This is a genomic window from Candidatus Aegiribacteria sp. (genome assembly GCA_021108005.1).
Classification (GTDB): Bacteria; Fermentibacterota; Fermentibacteria; order Fermentibacterales; family JCC-6; genus Aegiribacteria.
Window position 1 is genome coordinate 1 of sequence record JAIORS010000030.1, and the last position, 17219, is coordinate 17219.

Here is a 17219-nt window from a genome sequence, read left to right on the forward strand (position 1 = left end):
GAGCGCTGCCTTCGCAAGGCAGAGGTCGGCGGTTCGATCCCGCTCATCTCCACCACTCATATCATGTGGAATTATACCATGCAGAATTATCTGAAACAGGAATATATCCGATGATTTACTTGTTTCTGAGCGGAACCCGGTAAATCTTGCAGGCCGGAAAACGGATAGAAATCTCCTGGGTGAATCAACCTGGCCGGTTGTTGTCAAGAATGGAATCGTATGCGGACGGGTTCCAGGGTTCAACAGCCATTGCCAGCGTTGCTGTCGTTGCGGAGAATAGGCTGCACGATTCAGGATGTGCTGGGAACGCAGTTGCTGTTCTAAGAGATGCATTTGCGGAAGGCGTTGCTTACGGCGTCAATGATGTATTGAAGGATGCAATTGATGAGATCAGCGCCGCAGCTTCGGAAGAGGATCGAGATTCCTGTTCACTGGCTGCCGCAGCCGTTCTTGGAGATGAAGTATGGGTTTACAGTACAGGAAGCTGCCGTGCGTTCATGTCGGGTACGGATTCGGGTGGAGGGGGATTTGAAAATATAGTAGACCTTTCTTCGCAGGGAATAAAGTACTTCAAACTGAAACCGGGCCAGTCGGTAATTATTGTAACTCACGGCCTGAGGAAACTCATTGGATCCACAGCGGCTCTGAGTTACTCCGCGCGCTGCAAAAAACCTCTCACCTTTTGTCTGTCCGAGATGGTGAAAGAAACACGGATAAGATTCCGAAAAAAGGGTGGATCCGCTGCAGCGGTCAGGTTATGCATCGATTCCCCCGGGATTAACCTGCCAGGCAGGAAATTGATAATCTGCTTTTCTGCCGCCGTAATTGCAGTAGTCTTTGCTTTTCTCATTTTCTGTTACAGGAGTAAGGATACGAATGAAAATATCCAGGTGGATTCCTTGTTCACAGTTGAAACCGTGATGCCCCTGGACTGAGATATCCATAATAACCCTCTTCTCTAGTTTACAATGCATAAGTATATTCAACCCGCCGGCTGTGCTAGGCGGGGAGCTAGCGGTGCCCTGTACCCGCAATCCGCTATAGCGGGGCCGAAATATCTGTGCGGCATTGCGCAGCGAGTCAGTATTTCTGTAAGTGGTGTTGATGACCAGGACCTGTGCGGCGTCAGCCCGTGAACTCCGTCAGAACCGGAAGGTAGCAGCGGTAAACGGTGCCTGTCGGGCGATACAGGTTAACCTGATCTGAGCTGGCTGCATTATGCTTCTCGCGAGGCATGTCCAACAGAAATGTACAGCCGGTACTATTCGAAACGGAGGCATTTTTGAATTATCTGGTTTTTGCGCGGAAATGGCGTCCTCAGACATTTGATGAGGTCATGTCACAGGATCATGTTACCATTACACTAAAAAACGCAATCGATTCGAAAAGGATAGGTCATGCCTATCTCATGACCGGGCCCAGGGGTGTAGGAAAAACTACGACCGCCAGAATTTTCGCGAAGGCTATCAACTGTGAAAACGGTCCCACTTCAAAACCCTGCCAGAAATGCGATTCCTGCAGGAATATCACCGCTGGTAATCATATGGATGTCAGGGAAATAGACGGAGCAAGCAACAGGGGAATCGATCAGATAAGAGATCTTCGGGAAAAAGCTCGTTACGCCACCGTTTCGGCAAGATACAAGATTTACATAATCGATGAAGTTCATATGCTTACCAACGAGGCATTCAATGCTCTTCTGAAAATTCTTGAGGAACCACCGGAATCGGTCATCTTTATTTTCGCGACAACCCAACCAAGGAAGCTTCCCGATACGATTTTAAGTAGATGCCAGAGGTTCGATTTCAGGCACATTCCTGTATCCGATATGTCGGAGTATCTGAAAAGGGAAGCTTTAACCGAAGGAATCACTCTTGACAGCACAGCCCTGAGTATGGTGTGCAGGGCAAGCGGGGGAAGCATGCGGGATGCGCTTTCGCTGATGGATCAGCTTGTCAGCTTCTCCGGAAACGATATAAAGGGTGAAGAAGTCGCAAATCTTCTTGGTATGGTGGAAACAGACCTTCTTGCCGATATCGCGTCAGGCATGCTGTCAGGGAATACTTCGGAAGCTATTGATCATGTGTCCAGTTCTCTTGCAGAAGGATACAGTGTAGATGAACTTCTTGACGCCCTTATTGTTTTCATGCGTAATCTCCTGCTCGCTGTTACAGGTGCTTCGAACAGCCTCAGCGATGTTCCGGAATCAGAAAAACGACTGCTTCTGGAACTGTCGGAAGGACTTCCGGATGTGGCGGTTCTGAATATTCTTAGAATACTCAGCGGTGCTGCCATTGAAGTAAGAAGAAGCAGCCTTCCACGTGTAACACTGGAAACGGCCATAATGACAGCATCGAAACTGTCCAGAGTGTTTTCTATAAGTAACCTGCCCCCGGTAGCAGAAAGAGTTATTGAGAAACGAGAGAAAACGGAGCGCGAAATTTTACCGGATGAAGAAATTTCAGCCACTGAGGCAGAGTCTGCCCCGGCAGAAAGGAATCTACCGAAGGAAGAGATTGCCGCAAAAGAAGAAGCAGATGAATACACTGCGGATGCAGAAGAAGATCAGGATCTGAAACAGGAAAACACCGCAGATGATGAAATCGATGAAGAGAAAGAGAAAAAAACATCCCAGGAGGTTCTGGGACTCTTTGATGCCGTCTGACCAACGGAGACTATTCGGGAGGATAAATGAATCAGAAGCAACTGAAGAATATGATGGCACAGGCGCAAAGAATGCAGGCCGGAATGCTGAAAGCCCAGGAAGAACTTGCCGATGAAAGAGTTGAGGGAACAGCCGCTGACGGTCTTGTTAAAGCAGTAGTTACAGGACAGGGTGAATTGATTGGGCTGACGATATCTTCGGAAACCATTGATCCTGACGATGCAGAGATATTGGAGGATCTTATCCTTGTGGCGGTGAAGAACGCGGTGAACGAGAGCAAAAAACTCTCGAAAGAAAGAATGGATGCTCTTGGAATACCCGGAATGGGGGGTCTGATTTGAGTTCAGCCCTCTTTGACAGGCTCACAGAACAGCTTCAAAGGCTTCCAGGTATCGGCAGGAAAACAGCAATGAGGCTGGCTTTCAATATTGTTGATAATAGAGAACTTGCCAGGGACCTTTCCGAAGCACTCCAGCACGTATGGCAGAATGTAGGCGAGTGCTCGGTATGCAGGAATATTACCGAGAAAGACGTATGTGATATTTGTTCCAGCAGTTCACGTCTTGATTCGATCTGTATCGTTCATAATCCCGCTGACATGAGAGCAATTGAGGATGCAGGGCTTTTCAGGGGTAAATACTTTGTGCTTCACGGGTTTCTCGCGCCGCTTGAAGGTATGGGTCCAAATGAACTTGGAATTGACAAACTAAGAAAGATGATCGACAGATTCGAGGTTGATGAGGTTATTCTTGCTCTTGACTCAACAGCTGATGGAGAAGCCACATCTTCGTACATAGCAAGAATCCTGGATAAAAGCCGGGCTGCGGTAACAAGGCTTGCCAGGGGGCTTCCTCCTGGTGCGTCAATTGAGTTTGCCGATTCCCTGACACTGAGCCAGGCTTTCCAGGGAAGACAGAAAGTCTGAACAGGTGCAGTTGAACTGGCCTAATCGTTTATCCATTATCAGAATACTGTTAAGCCCTCTTCTTATGGTTCTTCTTATTGACAACAGGCAGGGATCCAGGATAGCCGCACTCGTAGTTTTTGCTGTAGCCTCACTTACAGACCTTTACGACGGATATCTCGCAAGAAAATACGGATGGATCACCAACCTTGGCAAATTCCTTGACCCGCTTGCGGACAAACTGCTGATAGCCCTGGCTCTGATAGGCCTTAACCAGATAGACCTTGTTCCCGGCTGGGCTTTATACCTGGTAATAGGAAGGGAACTTCTTGTTACAGGGCTCAGATCCATCGCTGCCTATGCCGGAGTGCTTATTCTCCCGTCCAGAATGGGGAAATACAAAACATCAGCCCAGATGCTTTCCATGATCTGCTATCTGCTCTTCTCCGTGCTCTATCATGACAGTACCGGAAGGATTGGTTTCCTTAGCATCAGCGGCATGGATATTTCCTCCCGGATGGATCTTCTTCTGTTTTCCGCCGATATTCTTCTGCTCGTTGCAGTGCTCCTGTCCCTTATATCGGGCGTGGACTATTTCTGGCGTAACAGGTCGATACTGAAAAGACTGGTTCAGTGAAGATTCGTACACCGTCAGCCGGTATTGTTGTAGCTACGGTTTTTGGAGCTGGTTACGCCCCTGTTGCTCCCGGAACCGCTGGCAGCTTGGTTTCCGCTGGATTGTACATTGTGCTTCAGCCTGGCGGGCTTCTCCCATGGGCGCTTTGTGCGTTTTTTCTGGTGCTTGGTTACTGGGGAAGCTATGCCGGCAGAAAAAGATGGGGAGGGGATCCATCGAGAGTTGTTATTGATGAGTTCGCCGGATGCTGGATATCATGTATGGCGGTTCCATCAGATTGGGGAATTGCAGGTGTTGCCGTCGCTTTCGCGCTTTTTAGAGTTTTCGACATTTTTAAGCCCTGGCCCGTATCAGTTTTCGACAGAATGAAATCAGCCACAGGGATCCTGCTCGACGATGTAGCCGCAGGTATCATCGCTGCTCTTATTATTATCGCTGGAAATTCTATCAGTGGAATTTTGCAACATTGAACTTGTGAAGCGGATAGGAAGCGCCATGCTGAAGGCGGGGAAAACCCTTTCAACAGCTGAATCCTGCACAGGCGGATTGGTTGGAATGATGCTGACTTCCGTTCCCGGATCTTCCCGGTGGTTCAAAGGTGGTGTAATAGCCTATTCAAACGCTGTAAAGACAGATATCCTTAATGTTCCCTTCTCCGTAATAGAAGAAGATGGCGCTGTCAGTGAAGAAACTGTACTGGCCATGGCCGCCGGCGTAAGGAAACTGATAGGAACTGATTTCTCGGTTTCCATATCAGGAATAGCGGGGCCCGATGGCGGCACGGCCGAAAAGCCTGTGGGCACAGTTTGGATAGCTGTATGCGGCGGGAAGTCAGTTTTCGCCGAAATGAAAAGATTTGCTGGAAAACGTGACGTGGTCAGGAGGAAGGCGGCTGACTATCTTCTTGCAAAGCTGTATACATTTATTGAGAAAGAGGTGAAGTGAGGATATTCGCAGCACTGGAACTGCCTCAGAAGGTTATCAAAGGGATAACTGACTGGCAGAAGCCGCTGATGTCTCGCTACTCATCTCTTAAATGGGTCAGGGGAGACCGAATGCATCTTACGCTACGTTTTTTTGGAGATATTCCTGAATCCGGGATTGAAAGGATTCATGAAATTCTATCCTCATGGCATCCCGGTCCCCTGAAATTCTCCATCTGCAGCATCGGCACATTCGGGAAAAGCGGTTCACCTTCGGTCTTCTGGCTCGGGGGAGATTTCCCGGGGGAAGTCTCCGAAATAGCAGAGAAGCTTGGCCGGATTCCGGATGAAAAGGGGAAAAATAGCGGAAAGAGGCTCATTCCACATCTTACCGTTGCCAGGCAGAAGAGTTCTTCGGAAATAAAGGAGCTTGATCCGCCGGGTGAAATAACGGGCAGATTTACGGAAGCGGCTGTTATAAACAGCAGATTGACCTCGGGCGGTCCAGAATACACATTTCTTGAAAGATACGATTTACATTAATCTGAAAGGTTGACTCAATGACTGGAAAGAAAAACAGTTCCGCTGATAAGGAAAAGGCGCTGAAAGCTGCCTTCCATCAGATTCAGAAGCAATTCGGGCAGGGAGCCGTCATGAGGCTTGGCGAGAACCCGCATATGATGGTTGACGTCATCCCAACCGGTTCAATTTCACTGGATGCCGTCCTCGGTATCGGAGGCATTCCCAGGGGGAGGGTAACAGAAATATATGGAGCTGAGGCATCAGGCAAGACAACGCTGGCGCTCCATATAATCGCGAGCGCTCAGAAATTAGGCGGGGAAGTTGCATTTATTGACGCTGAACATGCTCTTGATCCCGTCTATTCGAAGAATCTGGGCGTGAATATCGACAGTCTTCTTGTATCGCAGCCATCCAACGGAGAACAGGCACTTGAGATAACCGAAATGCTTGTGAGAAGCAATGCGGTTGATGTAATAGTGATAGACTCCGTCGCAGCCCTTGTTCCCAGAGCTGAAATAGAGGGAGAAATGGGCGACAGCCACGTTGGTCTTCAGGCGCGCCTGATGTCCCAGGCTCTCAGAAAACTCACAGGAGTTGTTTCCCAGTCCAATTGCGCTGTAGTGTTCATTAACCAGATACGTATGAAGATCGGTGTAATGTTCGGGAACCCCGAGACTACCACCGGAGGAAGAGCTCTGAAGTTCTACAGCAGCGTTCGGCTGGACGTAAGGCGAATTGCCTCGATAAAGAGTGGAGATGAGGTAATAGGCAGCCGCACAAGAATAAAAGTTGTTAAAAACAAGCTTGCCCCGCCCTTCAGGAAAGTTGAATGTGACATACTTCACGGATTCGGTATTTCCTATGAAGGTGAGCTTATCGACCTTGGTCTTGATAATGAACTGATTTCGCGAAGGGGTACATGGTACTCCATGGGAGATACTCAACTGGGCCAGGGCCGTGAGAAGAGCAGGCAGTTCCTTGCGGACAACCCTGAAATCGCCGCCGCACTTGAAGCCGATCTCAGAAAGGTTCTTGATATACCCGGGCCTGACAGGGATTCTGAAGAGAAGCAGGAGGAGAAAGAATAGCAGAACTTTTCGTAGAGGAGATTGTCAGTTTCAGAAAAGGATGGCGACTTGTAGTCACTTCGGGAGGGACATGGCTGCTTCCGGAGAAGTGTATCGCCGCTATGGAATTGTATCCGGACTCAATTGTAGATCCCGCTGTAATTAGGGAGACCGCCCTTCGGGAGCAACCGCCGGCAGCCCGCAGCGATACGGAGAGATTTCTTTCCAGATCCGAGCACACCATGCATCAGCTCAGATCCTATCTCGTTAAAAGGAAATATCTTGAAGAAGTAGCCAGCGATACACTGAAATGGGCTGAACGTAACGGCCTGGTGGATGACAGGCGGTACGCTTCAATCTACATCCGAAGCCATTCACACAATTCACCTATGGGAGATTTCAGGATAAGAATGGAGCTGAAGAAGCGCGGTATTTCCAACAGTATCACGAACGAATTACTGTCCGAACGTGAAGAAAATGATCTCTACGGGATTCTCGTTAAAACAGTAGGTGAGAAATACGGGCATCTTGAAAATGAGAAGGCTCTGCGCAGGGCTATGAGTTATCTGCAGAGGAGAGGTTTTCAGTATGACCTGATCTGCAGGGTCATCAACGAGGTTCAAAGGAATCCGGAGGAACAGTCAGATTGAGGAATAGATGGTATCGTTACTTCTGGACTGAACTTGGCAGAAGAATTACCGGAACAGAAACTGAATTTCCTTTGTATCTCCCGGATGAAATGGCCGATGTTCTGCATGCTGAGGTGCCCGAGCACGCTGAATTCTCTTTCCTGCTGGGCTCAAAGATGTTTCCGAGGAAGGCCAGAAATATTTACGGCTATACCTGGGAAATCTTACGCGGAAGGGGGTTCAGCCGTTCTTTAAGACTGATGCCGTGGCCCGGCGTTTACATGCTTGTTCCTTTTTACAGGAACGATATTGGAGTTATACCACAGTCCTTTTCGAGAAGGATACCGCCCGAAAAAAGAGCTCTGTCACTTGTTGGAAAATCGGCCGCGGCCCGGAGTCTGGGTATTGACCTGTGGATCGTTCCCGCGAATTGGAATGATGATGTGCTGGCCATTTTCAGAAGCGGAGGCGTAAAAGCCTGTTCTCATGACAACCTTGCCGGTATCTGCGAAGAGGAATTTCGATGAGAATCGCAGTCGCGTGTCTTTTGATCTTCCTTCTACCAGTGCCGGCGCAGGAAGATGATGTTTGCACACCCACAGTCGAATCAGGAGACACGGTTGATCCGGAAGGTAATAGCGGATTTCTGGATATTCTGTTCGTTCAATACAGAGGAGTATTTCGGGATCTCCTTGGCAGGAGGTGTGTATATTCCCCCAGTTGTTCGCATTATGGTCAGGAGGCTATAGGAACAAGGGGGCCTGTATTCGGCGTTATGATGGCGCTGGAAAGGTGGACCAGGTGCAATTCGGCAGCTTTCAGTTATGGAGATTACACGATGACTGAAAGGCATGAACTGATTGATCCTGTGGAACCAGGAAAGGATGTGACATGCTGGGGACGTTTCTTGCTGCCCTTCTGACAGTATTTCCGAACCATGGCATTGAAGAAAGCTTTGCCGATTATCTGTACGAGCTTGGTGAATACGGGATGGCCTCCAGCGAGTATCTGAGAATTATTTACAGTCATGATGAAGATACACTGTCATGTCCCCTTGCCGCCCTCCGGCTTGCCAGGTGCTGGCAGGAGCTGGGGCGCCGGGAAGACGCTCTTCTCCTCTACGGATACCTTAGAAGAAATCTAACTGACGCTGAATTGAGAGCCGGAGCGATGATGGGCGCGGGATCGGTTCTTGAGGAATCGGGTAATTATACCGCTGCGCGAGAACTTTATTTGAATGCCGCGGTTACTTCGGAAGATATTGATCTGATGGGGAGAGCAGGGATAATGTCGTGCCTGATGGATGCGCAGATGGGAAATTGGGATGCTTCCGCCGAGGGGCTCAGAAGCATTTCAGCAGCCGGAGGTCCCTTCTGCGAAATTTCCGAAAATCTTGCCGCGCAGGTTGCTGAAGGAAATGGTCTTTCACATCGCAGCCCGTTATGGTGCGGAATATCAAGTGCTCTGCTTCCAGGCTCCGGTCAGGCTATCTGTGGTCATTATACCGATGGTATTATCGCATTTGGTGTAAATGGGGCGATGGTCTGGCTGTTCTACGAATCTCTGCAGGAGAGTAACACCACTACTTCAGTATTGCTGGGATGGCTGAGTCTATCTTTCTACGGAGGAAATATTTACGGTGGTTCACGGGCAGCAGTCACGTACAATTCGGCCAGAAGACGAGAACTGCTTGATGAGGTTACAAGAATACTCGAAGATCAGCAACGCTTCAGACCTTGACTTTCTCTTGAAATTCTAACAGTTTAGCGGTTCCCTTCAGTATTCTCATGATCGATGATTTCCTACAGCGTTGCGGAACTTATCGAATGCGAGAAGAAGGGGGTAAATGCAGCTTGCGAATTATTTCTCGCTGATTTTTTAAATTGTTGTATTTCATGCATATCCATCTCACGGATTGCTGGAATAATATATCATGTTTCATGCGGAGGTTTTAGAAAAGTGAAGACTTATACAGCCAAAACCGGAGAAATAGAAAGAAAATGGTGGCACGTAGACGCTACCGGATATTCTCCGGGAAGATTGGCATCCAGAATTGCCATGATTCTTCAGGGCAAGAACAAGCCGGTATATACACCTCATATTGATACCGGTGATTTTATTGTTGTAACGAATGTTGAGAAAATGAACTTCACCGGTAGAAAACTCGATCAGAAGGAGTATGGACGACATACCGGATACCCCGGTGGAAGGAAAACAACAAGCTTGAAGGAGATGCTGGAAAAGCATCCTGATAGAATACTGAGAAAAGCTGTTAAGGGAATGATGCCCAGAAACAGAATTGCCAGAAAACAGATCAAAAAACTGAAAATATTCGCGGGAAGCGAACATTCTCATGCGGCACAGAACCCTCAGGTTCTGGAAATCTAGCGGTCAAGGGTGGTGAAATGAAGCAGCTTATAGGAGTTGGAAGACGAAAAAGTGCTACGGCGAGGTGTTATCTGAGACCCGGAAAAGGTCTTATTAAGATTAATCATAGGGATCCCGGAGAGTATTTCTGTCATCTCTGGCAGGAACAGCATGCCTTTGAACCGCTTGAGGTCGTTGGAGTCTCAAGGGACTACGATGTAATAGTCAACGTTCGCGGTGGAGGCATATCAGGACAGGCCGGAGCAATCAGACTCGGAATAGCAAGGGCTCTGGTAGAAGCAAATCCTGACTTCAGGCCTGCACTGAAGACTGAAGGTATGCTCAGGCGTGATCCGAGAATCGTTGAGAGAAAGAAGTACGGTCAGCCCAAGGCAAGAAAGAGATTCCAGTTCTCCAAGAGATAAAGTGACAGCAATTTGCGCGGATATTGAATCCTGATAATCGGATTCACGCAGATTTTTTGTGACATAACACACGGTCGGTGGTGATAACCTCGGTGTCTTCATCGGAATGAAGATTGGTTCGATCAAGCTGGCCGGAGGATAACCGAAAGGAAAAATCAATGAAAATACCTTCCATGAAAGAAATGCTCGAAGCCGGGATACATTTCGGCCATCAGAAGAGTCGATGGAACCCAAAGATGAAGAATTATATCTTTATGGCTCGTAACGGTATACATATCATCGACCTCAAAAAATCTCGGGCACTGCTTGAAGATGCAGCTAATCTGGTATCCAAAACTGTAGCTTCAGGTAAAAGTGTTCTGTTCGTAGCCACGAAGAAGCAGGGCAGAGAATGTCTGAAGGAACATGCTTTAAGATGCGGACAGTATTACGTTACCGAGCGCTGGATGGGTGGAATGCTAACGAATTTCGGCACCATCTCAAAGGGTATCGAGACACTGAATGATCTCGAAAAAGCGGAGAAAGAGGGTTACCCGGTAAGCCTTACGAAAAAGGAGATTCTCAGAAAAAAGAGAAAAAGAGAAAAACTTGAGAAGGATCTCACGGGTATCCGCAACATGAAGAAACTACCCGGAGTTGTTATTGTCGTTGATATCAAGAAAGAACAGATCGCGGTCAGAGAAGCAAAAAAGCTCAAAATACCGTGCATAGGCATTGTTGATACGAATTGCGATCCTACTGAAGTCGATTATCCGATCCCCGGCAACGATGATGCTATTAAATCAATATCGATGATAGTTGGAACCCTTGCCGATTTTGCTCTTCTGAGCGCTGAAGGCGCTGGTTCCGATGAATCAGATGCCGTTGCTTCCGAAAAGATATCCGAAGAGATAACAGAGGATGTAAGCGAGAAGGCTCCGGCTGAAAAAGATGATAAGAAGAAGCCGGAAATCAAAAAACCCGCCAGGAAAAAAACCACGAGTAAAGCCCCTGAGAAAACTGTCTCAAAGGAATCTGATAAAGATGTAGCCGAAGTGAAGACCGAGAAGAAAGAAGCTTCAAAGAAACCCGCGAAAAAGACTGCTGCGAAAACAACGAAAAAAACTACCGCAAAAACAACGAAAAAAACTGCAGTGAAAAAAGCTCCTGAAAAGAAAACAACTGAAGCAATTAAAGCAGTGAAGACCACTGAAAAGGCCGCTTCGGATGATTCTACTGAGAACGTAAGCACTTCCGAAGAGGGAAAGGAATCAGGTGAATAATGAGTGTTAATCTTGGTGATCTCAAGCAGCTCAGAAAGGCTACCGGTGCGGGTATGCTTGATTGCAAGAACGCACTTGATGAGAGTGACGGCGATATGCAGAAGGCCATCACAATTCTCAGGGAGAAGGGCATAAAAGTAGCATCCAAAAAAGCATCAAGGGATGCGGACGAAGGTCTAATAGTATCCTATATTCACCCCCCCGGAAAACTTGGTGTTATGGTTGAGATTAACTGCGAAACGGATTTTGTCGCGATGACAGAGGATTTCAGAAAATTCGCAAAACAGATAGCGATGCATATAGCCGCTTATCCCCCTGTTGTTGTATCCCGGGAGGATCTTCCGGAAGAAGCCGTAGAAGCTGAGAAAAAAGTACTCATCGCGCAACTTGAAGATTCCGGCAAACCGGCTGAGATTATTGAAAAAATAGTAGACGGCAGGATGGAGAAATTCTATCTGGAAACGTGTCTGCTCGACCAGGAATGGTCCGATGACCCTGAACTGGGAACGGTAAAGGATGCGCTTACAGACCTGATAGGAAAGCTTCGGGAAAACATTGTGATTAGAAGATTCGCAAGGTTTTCAATAGGTAACTGATGAACGAGGACGACCCGGCGGCCAGCGAGCGGATACTTCTCAAACTCAGCGGAGAGATACTTGCAGGCGAAGCCGGTCACGGAATTGATCCGGAATTCACGGGAAAAATTGCCAGAGCCATTCTGAATCTGGTATACGCAGGCTGCAGTGTAGGTGTTGTTACGGGTGGAGGAAACTTCATTCGCGGAAGAGACCTTCGATCAACTGACCGGATCACCGGCGATCAGATGGGAATGCTGGCGACACTTATAAACGGTCTGGCACTGAGAGACGCGTTAAGGAAGCACGGTGGCAAAGCCATCGTGCTTTCCTCTATACCTGTTGAAGGCATTTTTGAGACATTCACACCGGAGAAAGCTGAAGTATTCCTCAATCGCGGTTATGTAGTCATATACTCGGGCGGCACGGGCAACCCATGTCTTACCACTGATACAGCCGCGGCACTGAGGGCTGTTCAGACAAGATGTTCAAGGCTGCTCAAAGGTACGAAAGTCGATGGAGTGTACGATTCCGATCCTGCGCAAAATCCTGACGCAAAACGATTTAATACGCTGTCATACGAGGATGTGCTCAGGCTTGACCTGAAAGTGATGGATGCCGCGGCAATTGCCATTTGCAGGGATGCCGGACTTCCTGTTAGTGTTTTTGATATATGGAATCCGGAGAATATCATCAGGGTATTCAAAGAACCGTCAACGGGAAGCCTGATAGGGGGAATTAGCAATGATTGATCAGATTCTGAAGGATCAGAAGAGCAGAATGAAAAAGGCGGTTGAAACCACCACAAGAGAAATGGCTGTAATAAGAACCGGAAAGGCAAGTCCCGCTCTGCTTGATAATATCCGGGTCGAGTGCTGGGGAGGCCAGCATCCCATTAAACAGGTTGCAGGTATATCTGCGCCGGAACCCCGCCTGATCGTCATACAACCGTTTGACCCATCAACATCGGATGATATCGTTCGCGCTATCCAGAAATCGGATCTGGGCCTCATTCCTTCCGCGGACGGACCCGTTATCAGGATACCTGTTCCAAAGCTGTCAGACGAGCGCAGAAAGGAACTGAGCCGCCATGTTAAGAAGCTTGCGGAATCCGGTAGAACCGCGATAAGAAATATCAGAAGAAGTGGCAATGACGAACTGCATAAGGCCAATAAAGCCAGTGACATCACCGAGGATGAAGAGTACAAAACCCTCAGCGATATTCAGGATTCCGCAGATAAGGCTATTGCAGAAATCGACAAATATCTTGAGACTAAAGAAGCTGAAATACTCGAGGTTTGACAATCTTGATCGCTGACAGCCTTCTAACCCATGTGGGAATCATAATGGACGGCAACGGCCGCTGGGCAAGATCCCACAGCCTGAAAAGGATAGAAGGTCACAAAGCGGCAGAAAAATCCATTCATGAAGCCGTTGAATTCTGTGGTGAAACGGGAGTGAAATACCTGACCCTTTACGCGTTCTCCACAGAGAACTGGAAAAGACCCAGGGCAGAAGTAAGCTTTATAATGGCACTTCTTAAAAGTTTCATCAAGCGCAATATTGAAAACCTTGACGGGAACAGGGTCAGAATCAGAGCTACCGGAAGGCTTGATGATCTGCCTTCAGGACCGCTTGATGTACTACGGAGCGCGATGGACAGAACAAGGAACAACGACGGGCTCAATCTTATACTCGCCCTCAGCTACGGAGGCAGGGCTGAGATCACCGACGCGATGAAACAGATCGCTGATGACATTGAAACGGGATTGGTAAAAGCTTCAGCCGTCACCGAAGAAACCATTTCGGCTCACATGTACCTTCCGGATGTACCCGATCCTGATATCATTATCCGGACAAGCGGGGAGCAAAGACTGTCGAATTTCCTTCTTTGGGAATCCGCTTACTCCGAACTGTACTTCACCGATGTCCTCTGGCCCGATTTCAGAAAGAGACATCTTGAAGAGGCTTTCGAAGCTTACAGAGCAAGACGAAGACGATTCGGCGATATAGATTCCGACTGATGAAATTATTTCAATCCCTTGCGAGCAGAGTCGCGGTTGCAGTTCCCGGTATAGGCCTTTTTGTGCTCATAGCGCTTCTTGATATCCCCTTCCTGACAGCTGTTTTTTTCTCACTTATTTCTGCTCTCTGCGCTGCTGAAGCTATCAGCCTCATCAAACCGGGTTCCGGTCCGATCACGAATTCAGTATACGCAGCGCTGATTGCCGGATCAACTGTCGCTGTCGCTCTTCTTGCGCCCATCCTGTCAATTACTCTCATTCTTGTTCCCGGAGCCATCATTTCGATTGTATGGATATTCAGCGACGGTGTTGAGCACGCGCGAAGGAAAACAGCGGGAATCACGGGGATGTCCGTTGTGCTGGCTCTGGGCTTTGGCCTGCTTGCAAGGCTGAGGCTGGACTTCGAGTCATCATGGGTTCTTTTCATACCTCTTCTGATCTGCTGGCTTGGGGATTCGCTGGCATACTTCGCGGGCAGCGCTTTTGGACGGCACAAAATGGCGCCCTTAATCAGCCCAGCCAAGTCCTGGGAGGGTTTTTCAGCCGGGATTGCAGGCGCAATCGGCGGATCCGTTCTTGCAGGTTCCGCGGGAGCCGGGTTTTCTATATTCGCAATGGTAATAACAGGCGCAGCCGGAGGTATGGCAGCAATCGCTGGAGACCTGCTTGAGTCGGCAATGAAGAGAGATGCGGGTGTGAAGGATACCGGTTCACTCCTAAGGGGGCATGGTGGACTTCTTGACAGGTTCGACAGTATTCTGGCTGTTGTTCCAGTTGTATGGATTCTTCTTCTCCTTTTCTCCGATGCTGGAGTTCTGACATGATTCGAAAGGTCGCGGTTCTGGGAAGCACAGGGTCAATAGGAACGCAGGCTCTTGAAATAGTACACTCCAGACCAGAGCTGGAATTGCATTCGATACTGTGTAACAGAAACCTTGACCTTCTTTTAAAACAGAAGGAGCGCTACCGTCCTTCCGTAACCGCGATAGCATCTCCTCGCGGGGGATTCCCCGAAGGTGTTGTAACCGGACAGGATATTCTCGAAAAAGCTGTTGATGGAGCAGATATAGTTCTCAACGCTATCGTGGGAAGCGCCGGACTGCAGGCAAGCCTTATCTGTAGCGAAAGGGGTATAACTCTGGCCCTGGCCAACAAGGAGAGCCTCGTAATTGGTGGAGAACTGCTCAGGGATTACATCTCCAGCGGCGGAATAGTTCCAGTTGACAGCGAGCATAGTACTATATTCAGATGCCTGCATCTGGAACCGCGTCCCGTGAGGGGAATCACGCTGACCGCGAGCGGGGGATCCGCGAGGAGCATTCCTGTTGATAGATTGCACGATGCAGGTCCAGACGAAATCCTTGATCATCCAACGTGGGATATGGGAGCCAGGATAACTGTTGATTCCGCGACCATGGTGAATAAAGCCTTCGAAGTCATCGAAGCCGGATGGCTTTTCGGCGGTATACCCGTAGATGTAGTGGTACATCCTCAGAGCATAATCCACTCTTTCGTAAGACTTGAAGATGGCTGTTGGAAAGCTCTTCTGGGAAATCCGGATATGAAAATACCCATACAGTACGCCCTGCAGTTCCCTGACCGTGAGCTTGAAGCCATATCAGATGACGAACCCCTTTCCTGGGGCAGCCTTGAGTTCAGTGAACTTGACAGGAGAAGGTATCCTGCCTTCGATATCGTTATGCGGGCCGGGCTTGATGGAAAGACCTGGCCTGCGGCCGCTAACGCGGCTGATGAAGTAGCTGTTGAGGCCTTCCTTGAGCGGAAGATAAGATTTGGAGATATTGCCGTGGTTATTGAGGAAGTACTTGCCGGACATGATGTTTTTGAAGTAAGTGACGTTGAAACGGTTATGGCAGCAGACAGGGAAGCGCGCCTTGACGCGGAGAGGATTGTGAAAAGATTATGCTGAGTATTATGGCGATAGTCTTCGGGCTCGGTGTAATAGTGTTATTCCACGAGATGGGACATCTGCTCATGGCCAAGGCAGTTGGTATGGATGTTCCTCGATTTTCAATAGGTTTTCCTCCCCATATTTTCAAAAGGAAATTAGGTAGAACCGAATACTGTATCGGACTGATACCACTTGGAGGATACTGCAAGGTGAACCTTGGCACCACGGGCGAACCGGTGGAAGAAGTATCATGGTTCAAACGGGTGCTTGTGGCGCTGGCCGGTCCCTTCGCGAACCTGGTACTCACCGCTCTGATACTAATCACCATATTCGGCATCGTAGGCTGGGATATGGATATAGCTCCTGCGGTAGTAGGCAATCCGAATAATTCACTTGGGCTGAGCGTAGGAGATAGCGTTATTTCCGTGAACGGATTTCCCGTTTCCGATTACTACGAAATGCTTGACAGGATGTATTCCAATACCAGTGGAACATTAATGGTAGAAACATCGGACGGAAGGCTTGAAACGGAATACTCGCTGTCGCTTGACAGCCTTCCTTTCCATCCCCTGATTCCAGTGGTCATAGGTGAAGCCATGATCGGTTTTCCCGCATACGAATCCGGTATAAGGGCAGGGGACAGTATAGTGGCCATCGATGATGAGCCTGTGCGTATATGGCATGATTACCAATCCCATGTGACAGGTACCACTGAGGAACATGCAATTGAATATTACAGAGACTCCGTTCGGGATACAGCTTACGTAACTCCCGGAGTATTCGACGGTAAAACACTGACAGGCGTCACCGTTAAGCTTCCTTCGGAGAGGATCAGGCTTCCCTTCTTCAAATCCATTACGGAGGGAGTGAGATCAGCCGGTGAAGGCACTGTCTATGTCTGTACCACACTGTTCAAATTGTTCAAAAGACCAGCCGAGCTGGCCGAGAGTTCCGGTGGCCCCATCTATGTGGCTGAAACTCTGGGGCAGCAGGCCCGATCGGGATTACCCAATTATCTGTATACAATAGCAAGCATATCCCTTGCGATAATGATATTCAATCTGCTTCCCATTCCTGTCCTTGATGGTGGACACGCGGTTATGTTGACTATCGAAGGCGTAATGGAAAAACCCATTTCAAAGAAGACCGTTCAGATAATCCAGCAGACCGGCATGATACTGATACTGATGATATTTCTTCTTATCGTGTTCAAGGACATATCAAGGGTGGTAACCCGCGTACACTAGTGGGGTCAGGTCTTGCATCCGGGCATTATTATCATATTATTAATAAAAATTTATATATTA

Annotated in this window: 24 protein-coding genes and 1 other RNA gene; 24 read left to right on the forward strand and 1 reads right to left on the reverse strand. The window is 48.5% G+C overall.

All coding sequences use genetic code 11. From position 1 onward, the window contains the following. On the reverse strand, nucleotides 1-207 hold a 207-nt coding region (locus K8S15_02180; GenBank protein ID MCD4774841.1), incomplete at its 3' end, for a hypothetical protein. 2 nt (nucleotides 208-209) lie between these two features. Between K8S15_02180 and K8S15_02185 the strand changes: the two genes are divergently transcribed. The 24 genes from K8S15_02185 to rseP all read left to right on the forward strand — a co-directional run bounded on the left by K8S15_02185 (nucleotide 210) and on the right by rseP (nucleotide 17159). After that, nucleotides 210-935 (forward strand): hypothetical protein, encoded by a 726-nt coding sequence (locus K8S15_02185; GenBank protein MCD4774842.1) that lies wholly within the window; start codon nucleotides 210-212, stop codon nucleotides 933-935. Nucleotides 936-994: 59 nt separating this feature from the next. Continuing rightward, an RNA gene (ffs, locus tag K8S15_02190) (signal recognition particle sRNA large type) lies at nucleotides 995-1255 on the forward strand. A gap of 27 nt (nucleotides 1256-1282) precedes the next feature. After that, nucleotides 1283-2665: a DNA polymerase III subunit gamma/tau gene (gene dnaX, locus K8S15_02195; GenBank protein MCD4774843.1), complete on the forward strand. Its 1383-nt coding sequence runs from the start codon at nucleotides 1283-1285 to the stop codon at nucleotides 2663-2665. A gap of 26 nt (nucleotides 2666-2691) precedes the next feature. Beyond that, a complete protein-coding gene (locus K8S15_02200) occupies nucleotides 2692-3006 on the forward strand; it encodes a YbaB/EbfC family nucleoid-associated protein (protein ID MCD4774844.1) in 315 nt (104 codons plus the stop codon). After that, on the forward strand, nucleotides 3003-3590 hold the full coding sequence (gene recR / locus K8S15_02205; GenBank protein ID MCD4774845.1) for a recombination mediator RecR: 588 nt from the start codon (nucleotides 3003-3005) through the stop codon (nucleotides 3588-3590). Before K8S15_02200 ends, recR begins: the two co-directional genes overlap by 4 nt. 10 nt (nucleotides 3591-3600) lie before the next feature. Next, complete coding sequence (gene pgsA, locus K8S15_02210; GenBank protein MCD4774846.1) at nucleotides 3601-4206, forward strand: CDP-diacylglycerol--glycerol-3-phosphate 3-phosphatidyltransferase; 606 nt, start codon at nucleotides 3601-3603, stop codon at nucleotides 4204-4206. Further along, entirely contained in the window at nucleotides 4203-4676 is a 474-nt protein-coding gene (locus K8S15_02215) for a phosphatidylglycerophosphatase A (GenBank protein MCD4774847.1), read from the forward strand. The genes pgsA and K8S15_02215 overlap by 4 nt, the downstream gene beginning before the upstream one ends. A gap of 25 nt (nucleotides 4677-4701) precedes the next feature. Beyond that, nucleotides 4702-5151: a CinA family protein gene (locus K8S15_02220; GenBank protein ID MCD4774848.1), complete on the forward strand. Its 450-nt coding sequence runs from the start codon at nucleotides 4702-4704 to the stop codon at nucleotides 5149-5151. Then, nucleotides 5148-5672, forward strand: coding sequence for an RNA 2',3'-cyclic phosphodiesterase (gene thpR, locus K8S15_02225; GenBank protein ID MCD4774849.1), 525 nt, complete (start codon nucleotides 5148-5150; stop codon nucleotides 5670-5672). The genes K8S15_02220 and thpR overlap by 4 nt, the downstream gene beginning before the upstream one ends. 17 nt (nucleotides 5673-5689) lie before the next feature. Further along, nucleotides 5690-6739, forward strand: coding sequence for a recombinase RecA (gene recA / locus K8S15_02230; protein MCD4774850.1), 1050 nt, complete (start codon nucleotides 5690-5692; stop codon nucleotides 6737-6739). A gap of 101 nt (nucleotides 6740-6840) precedes the next feature. Beyond that, nucleotides 6841-7368, forward strand: a complete 528-nt coding sequence (locus K8S15_02235; GenBank protein MCD4774851.1) for a recombination regulator RecX — start codon at nucleotides 6841-6843, stop codon at nucleotides 7366-7368. Beyond that, a complete protein-coding gene (locus K8S15_02240) occupies nucleotides 7365-7874 on the forward strand; it encodes a hypothetical protein (protein ID MCD4774852.1) in 510 nt (169 codons plus the stop codon). Before K8S15_02235 ends, K8S15_02240 begins: the two co-directional genes overlap by 4 nt. Further along, entirely contained in the window at nucleotides 7871-8269 is a 399-nt protein-coding gene (yidD, locus tag K8S15_02245) for a membrane protein insertion efficiency factor YidD (protein MCD4774853.1), read from the forward strand. Before K8S15_02240 ends, yidD begins: the two co-directional genes overlap by 4 nt. Then, a complete protein-coding gene (locus K8S15_02250) occupies nucleotides 8239-9087 on the forward strand; it encodes a tetratricopeptide repeat protein (protein MCD4774854.1) in 849 nt (282 codons plus the stop codon). Before yidD ends, K8S15_02250 begins: the two co-directional genes overlap by 31 nt. Nucleotides 9088-9141: 54 nt before the next feature. Beyond that, the gene (rplM, locus tag K8S15_02255; GenBank protein ID MCD4774855.1) at nucleotides 9142-9735 is read left to right on the forward strand and encodes a 50S ribosomal protein L13; all 594 of its coding nucleotides are present in this window, start codon (nucleotides 9142-9144) and stop codon (nucleotides 9733-9735) included. A gap of 17 nt (nucleotides 9736-9752) precedes the next feature. Continuing rightward, the gene (gene rpsI / locus K8S15_02260; protein ID MCD4774856.1) at nucleotides 9753-10139 is read left to right on the forward strand and encodes a 30S ribosomal protein S9; all 387 of its coding nucleotides are present in this window, start codon (nucleotides 9753-9755) and stop codon (nucleotides 10137-10139) included. Nucleotides 10140-10297: 158 nt separating this feature from the next. Further along, entirely contained in the window at nucleotides 10298-11401 is a 1104-nt protein-coding gene (gene rpsB, locus K8S15_02265) for a 30S ribosomal protein S2 (protein MCD4774857.1), read from the forward strand. Further along, nucleotides 11401-11997, forward strand: coding sequence for a translation elongation factor Ts (gene tsf, locus K8S15_02270; GenBank protein ID MCD4774858.1), 597 nt, complete (start codon nucleotides 11401-11403; stop codon nucleotides 11995-11997). Before rpsB ends, tsf begins: the two co-directional genes overlap by 1 nt. Further along, the gene (pyrH, locus tag K8S15_02275) at nucleotides 11997-12728 is read left to right on the forward strand and encodes a UMP kinase (GenBank protein ID MCD4774859.1); all 732 of its coding nucleotides are present in this window, start codon (nucleotides 11997-11999) and stop codon (nucleotides 12726-12728) included. Before tsf ends, pyrH begins: the two co-directional genes overlap by 1 nt. Beyond that, a complete protein-coding gene (gene frr / locus K8S15_02280; protein MCD4774860.1) occupies nucleotides 12721-13278 on the forward strand; it encodes a ribosome recycling factor in 558 nt (185 codons plus the stop codon). The genes pyrH and frr overlap by 8 nt, the downstream gene beginning before the upstream one ends. Nucleotides 13279-13322: 44 nt before the next feature. Then, nucleotides 13323-14000, forward strand: a complete 678-nt coding sequence (locus K8S15_02285; GenBank protein ID MCD4774861.1) for an isoprenyl transferase — start codon at nucleotides 13323-13325, stop codon at nucleotides 13998-14000. Further along, the gene (locus K8S15_02290) at nucleotides 14000-14824 is read left to right on the forward strand and encodes a phosphatidate cytidylyltransferase (GenBank protein ID MCD4774862.1); all 825 of its coding nucleotides are present in this window, start codon (nucleotides 14000-14002) and stop codon (nucleotides 14822-14824) included. The genes K8S15_02285 and K8S15_02290 overlap by 1 nt, the downstream gene beginning before the upstream one ends. After that, the gene (gene dxr, locus K8S15_02295; protein ID MCD4774863.1) at nucleotides 14821-15930 is read left to right on the forward strand and encodes a 1-deoxy-D-xylulose-5-phosphate reductoisomerase; all 1110 of its coding nucleotides are present in this window, start codon (nucleotides 14821-14823) and stop codon (nucleotides 15928-15930) included. The genes K8S15_02290 and dxr overlap by 4 nt, the downstream gene beginning before the upstream one ends. After that, on the forward strand, nucleotides 15924-17159 hold the full coding sequence (gene rseP / locus K8S15_02300; GenBank protein MCD4774864.1) for an RIP metalloprotease RseP: 1236 nt from the start codon (nucleotides 15924-15926) through the stop codon (nucleotides 17157-17159). The genes dxr and rseP overlap by 7 nt, the downstream gene beginning before the upstream one ends. Nucleotides 17160-17219 lie beyond the last annotated feature (60 nt).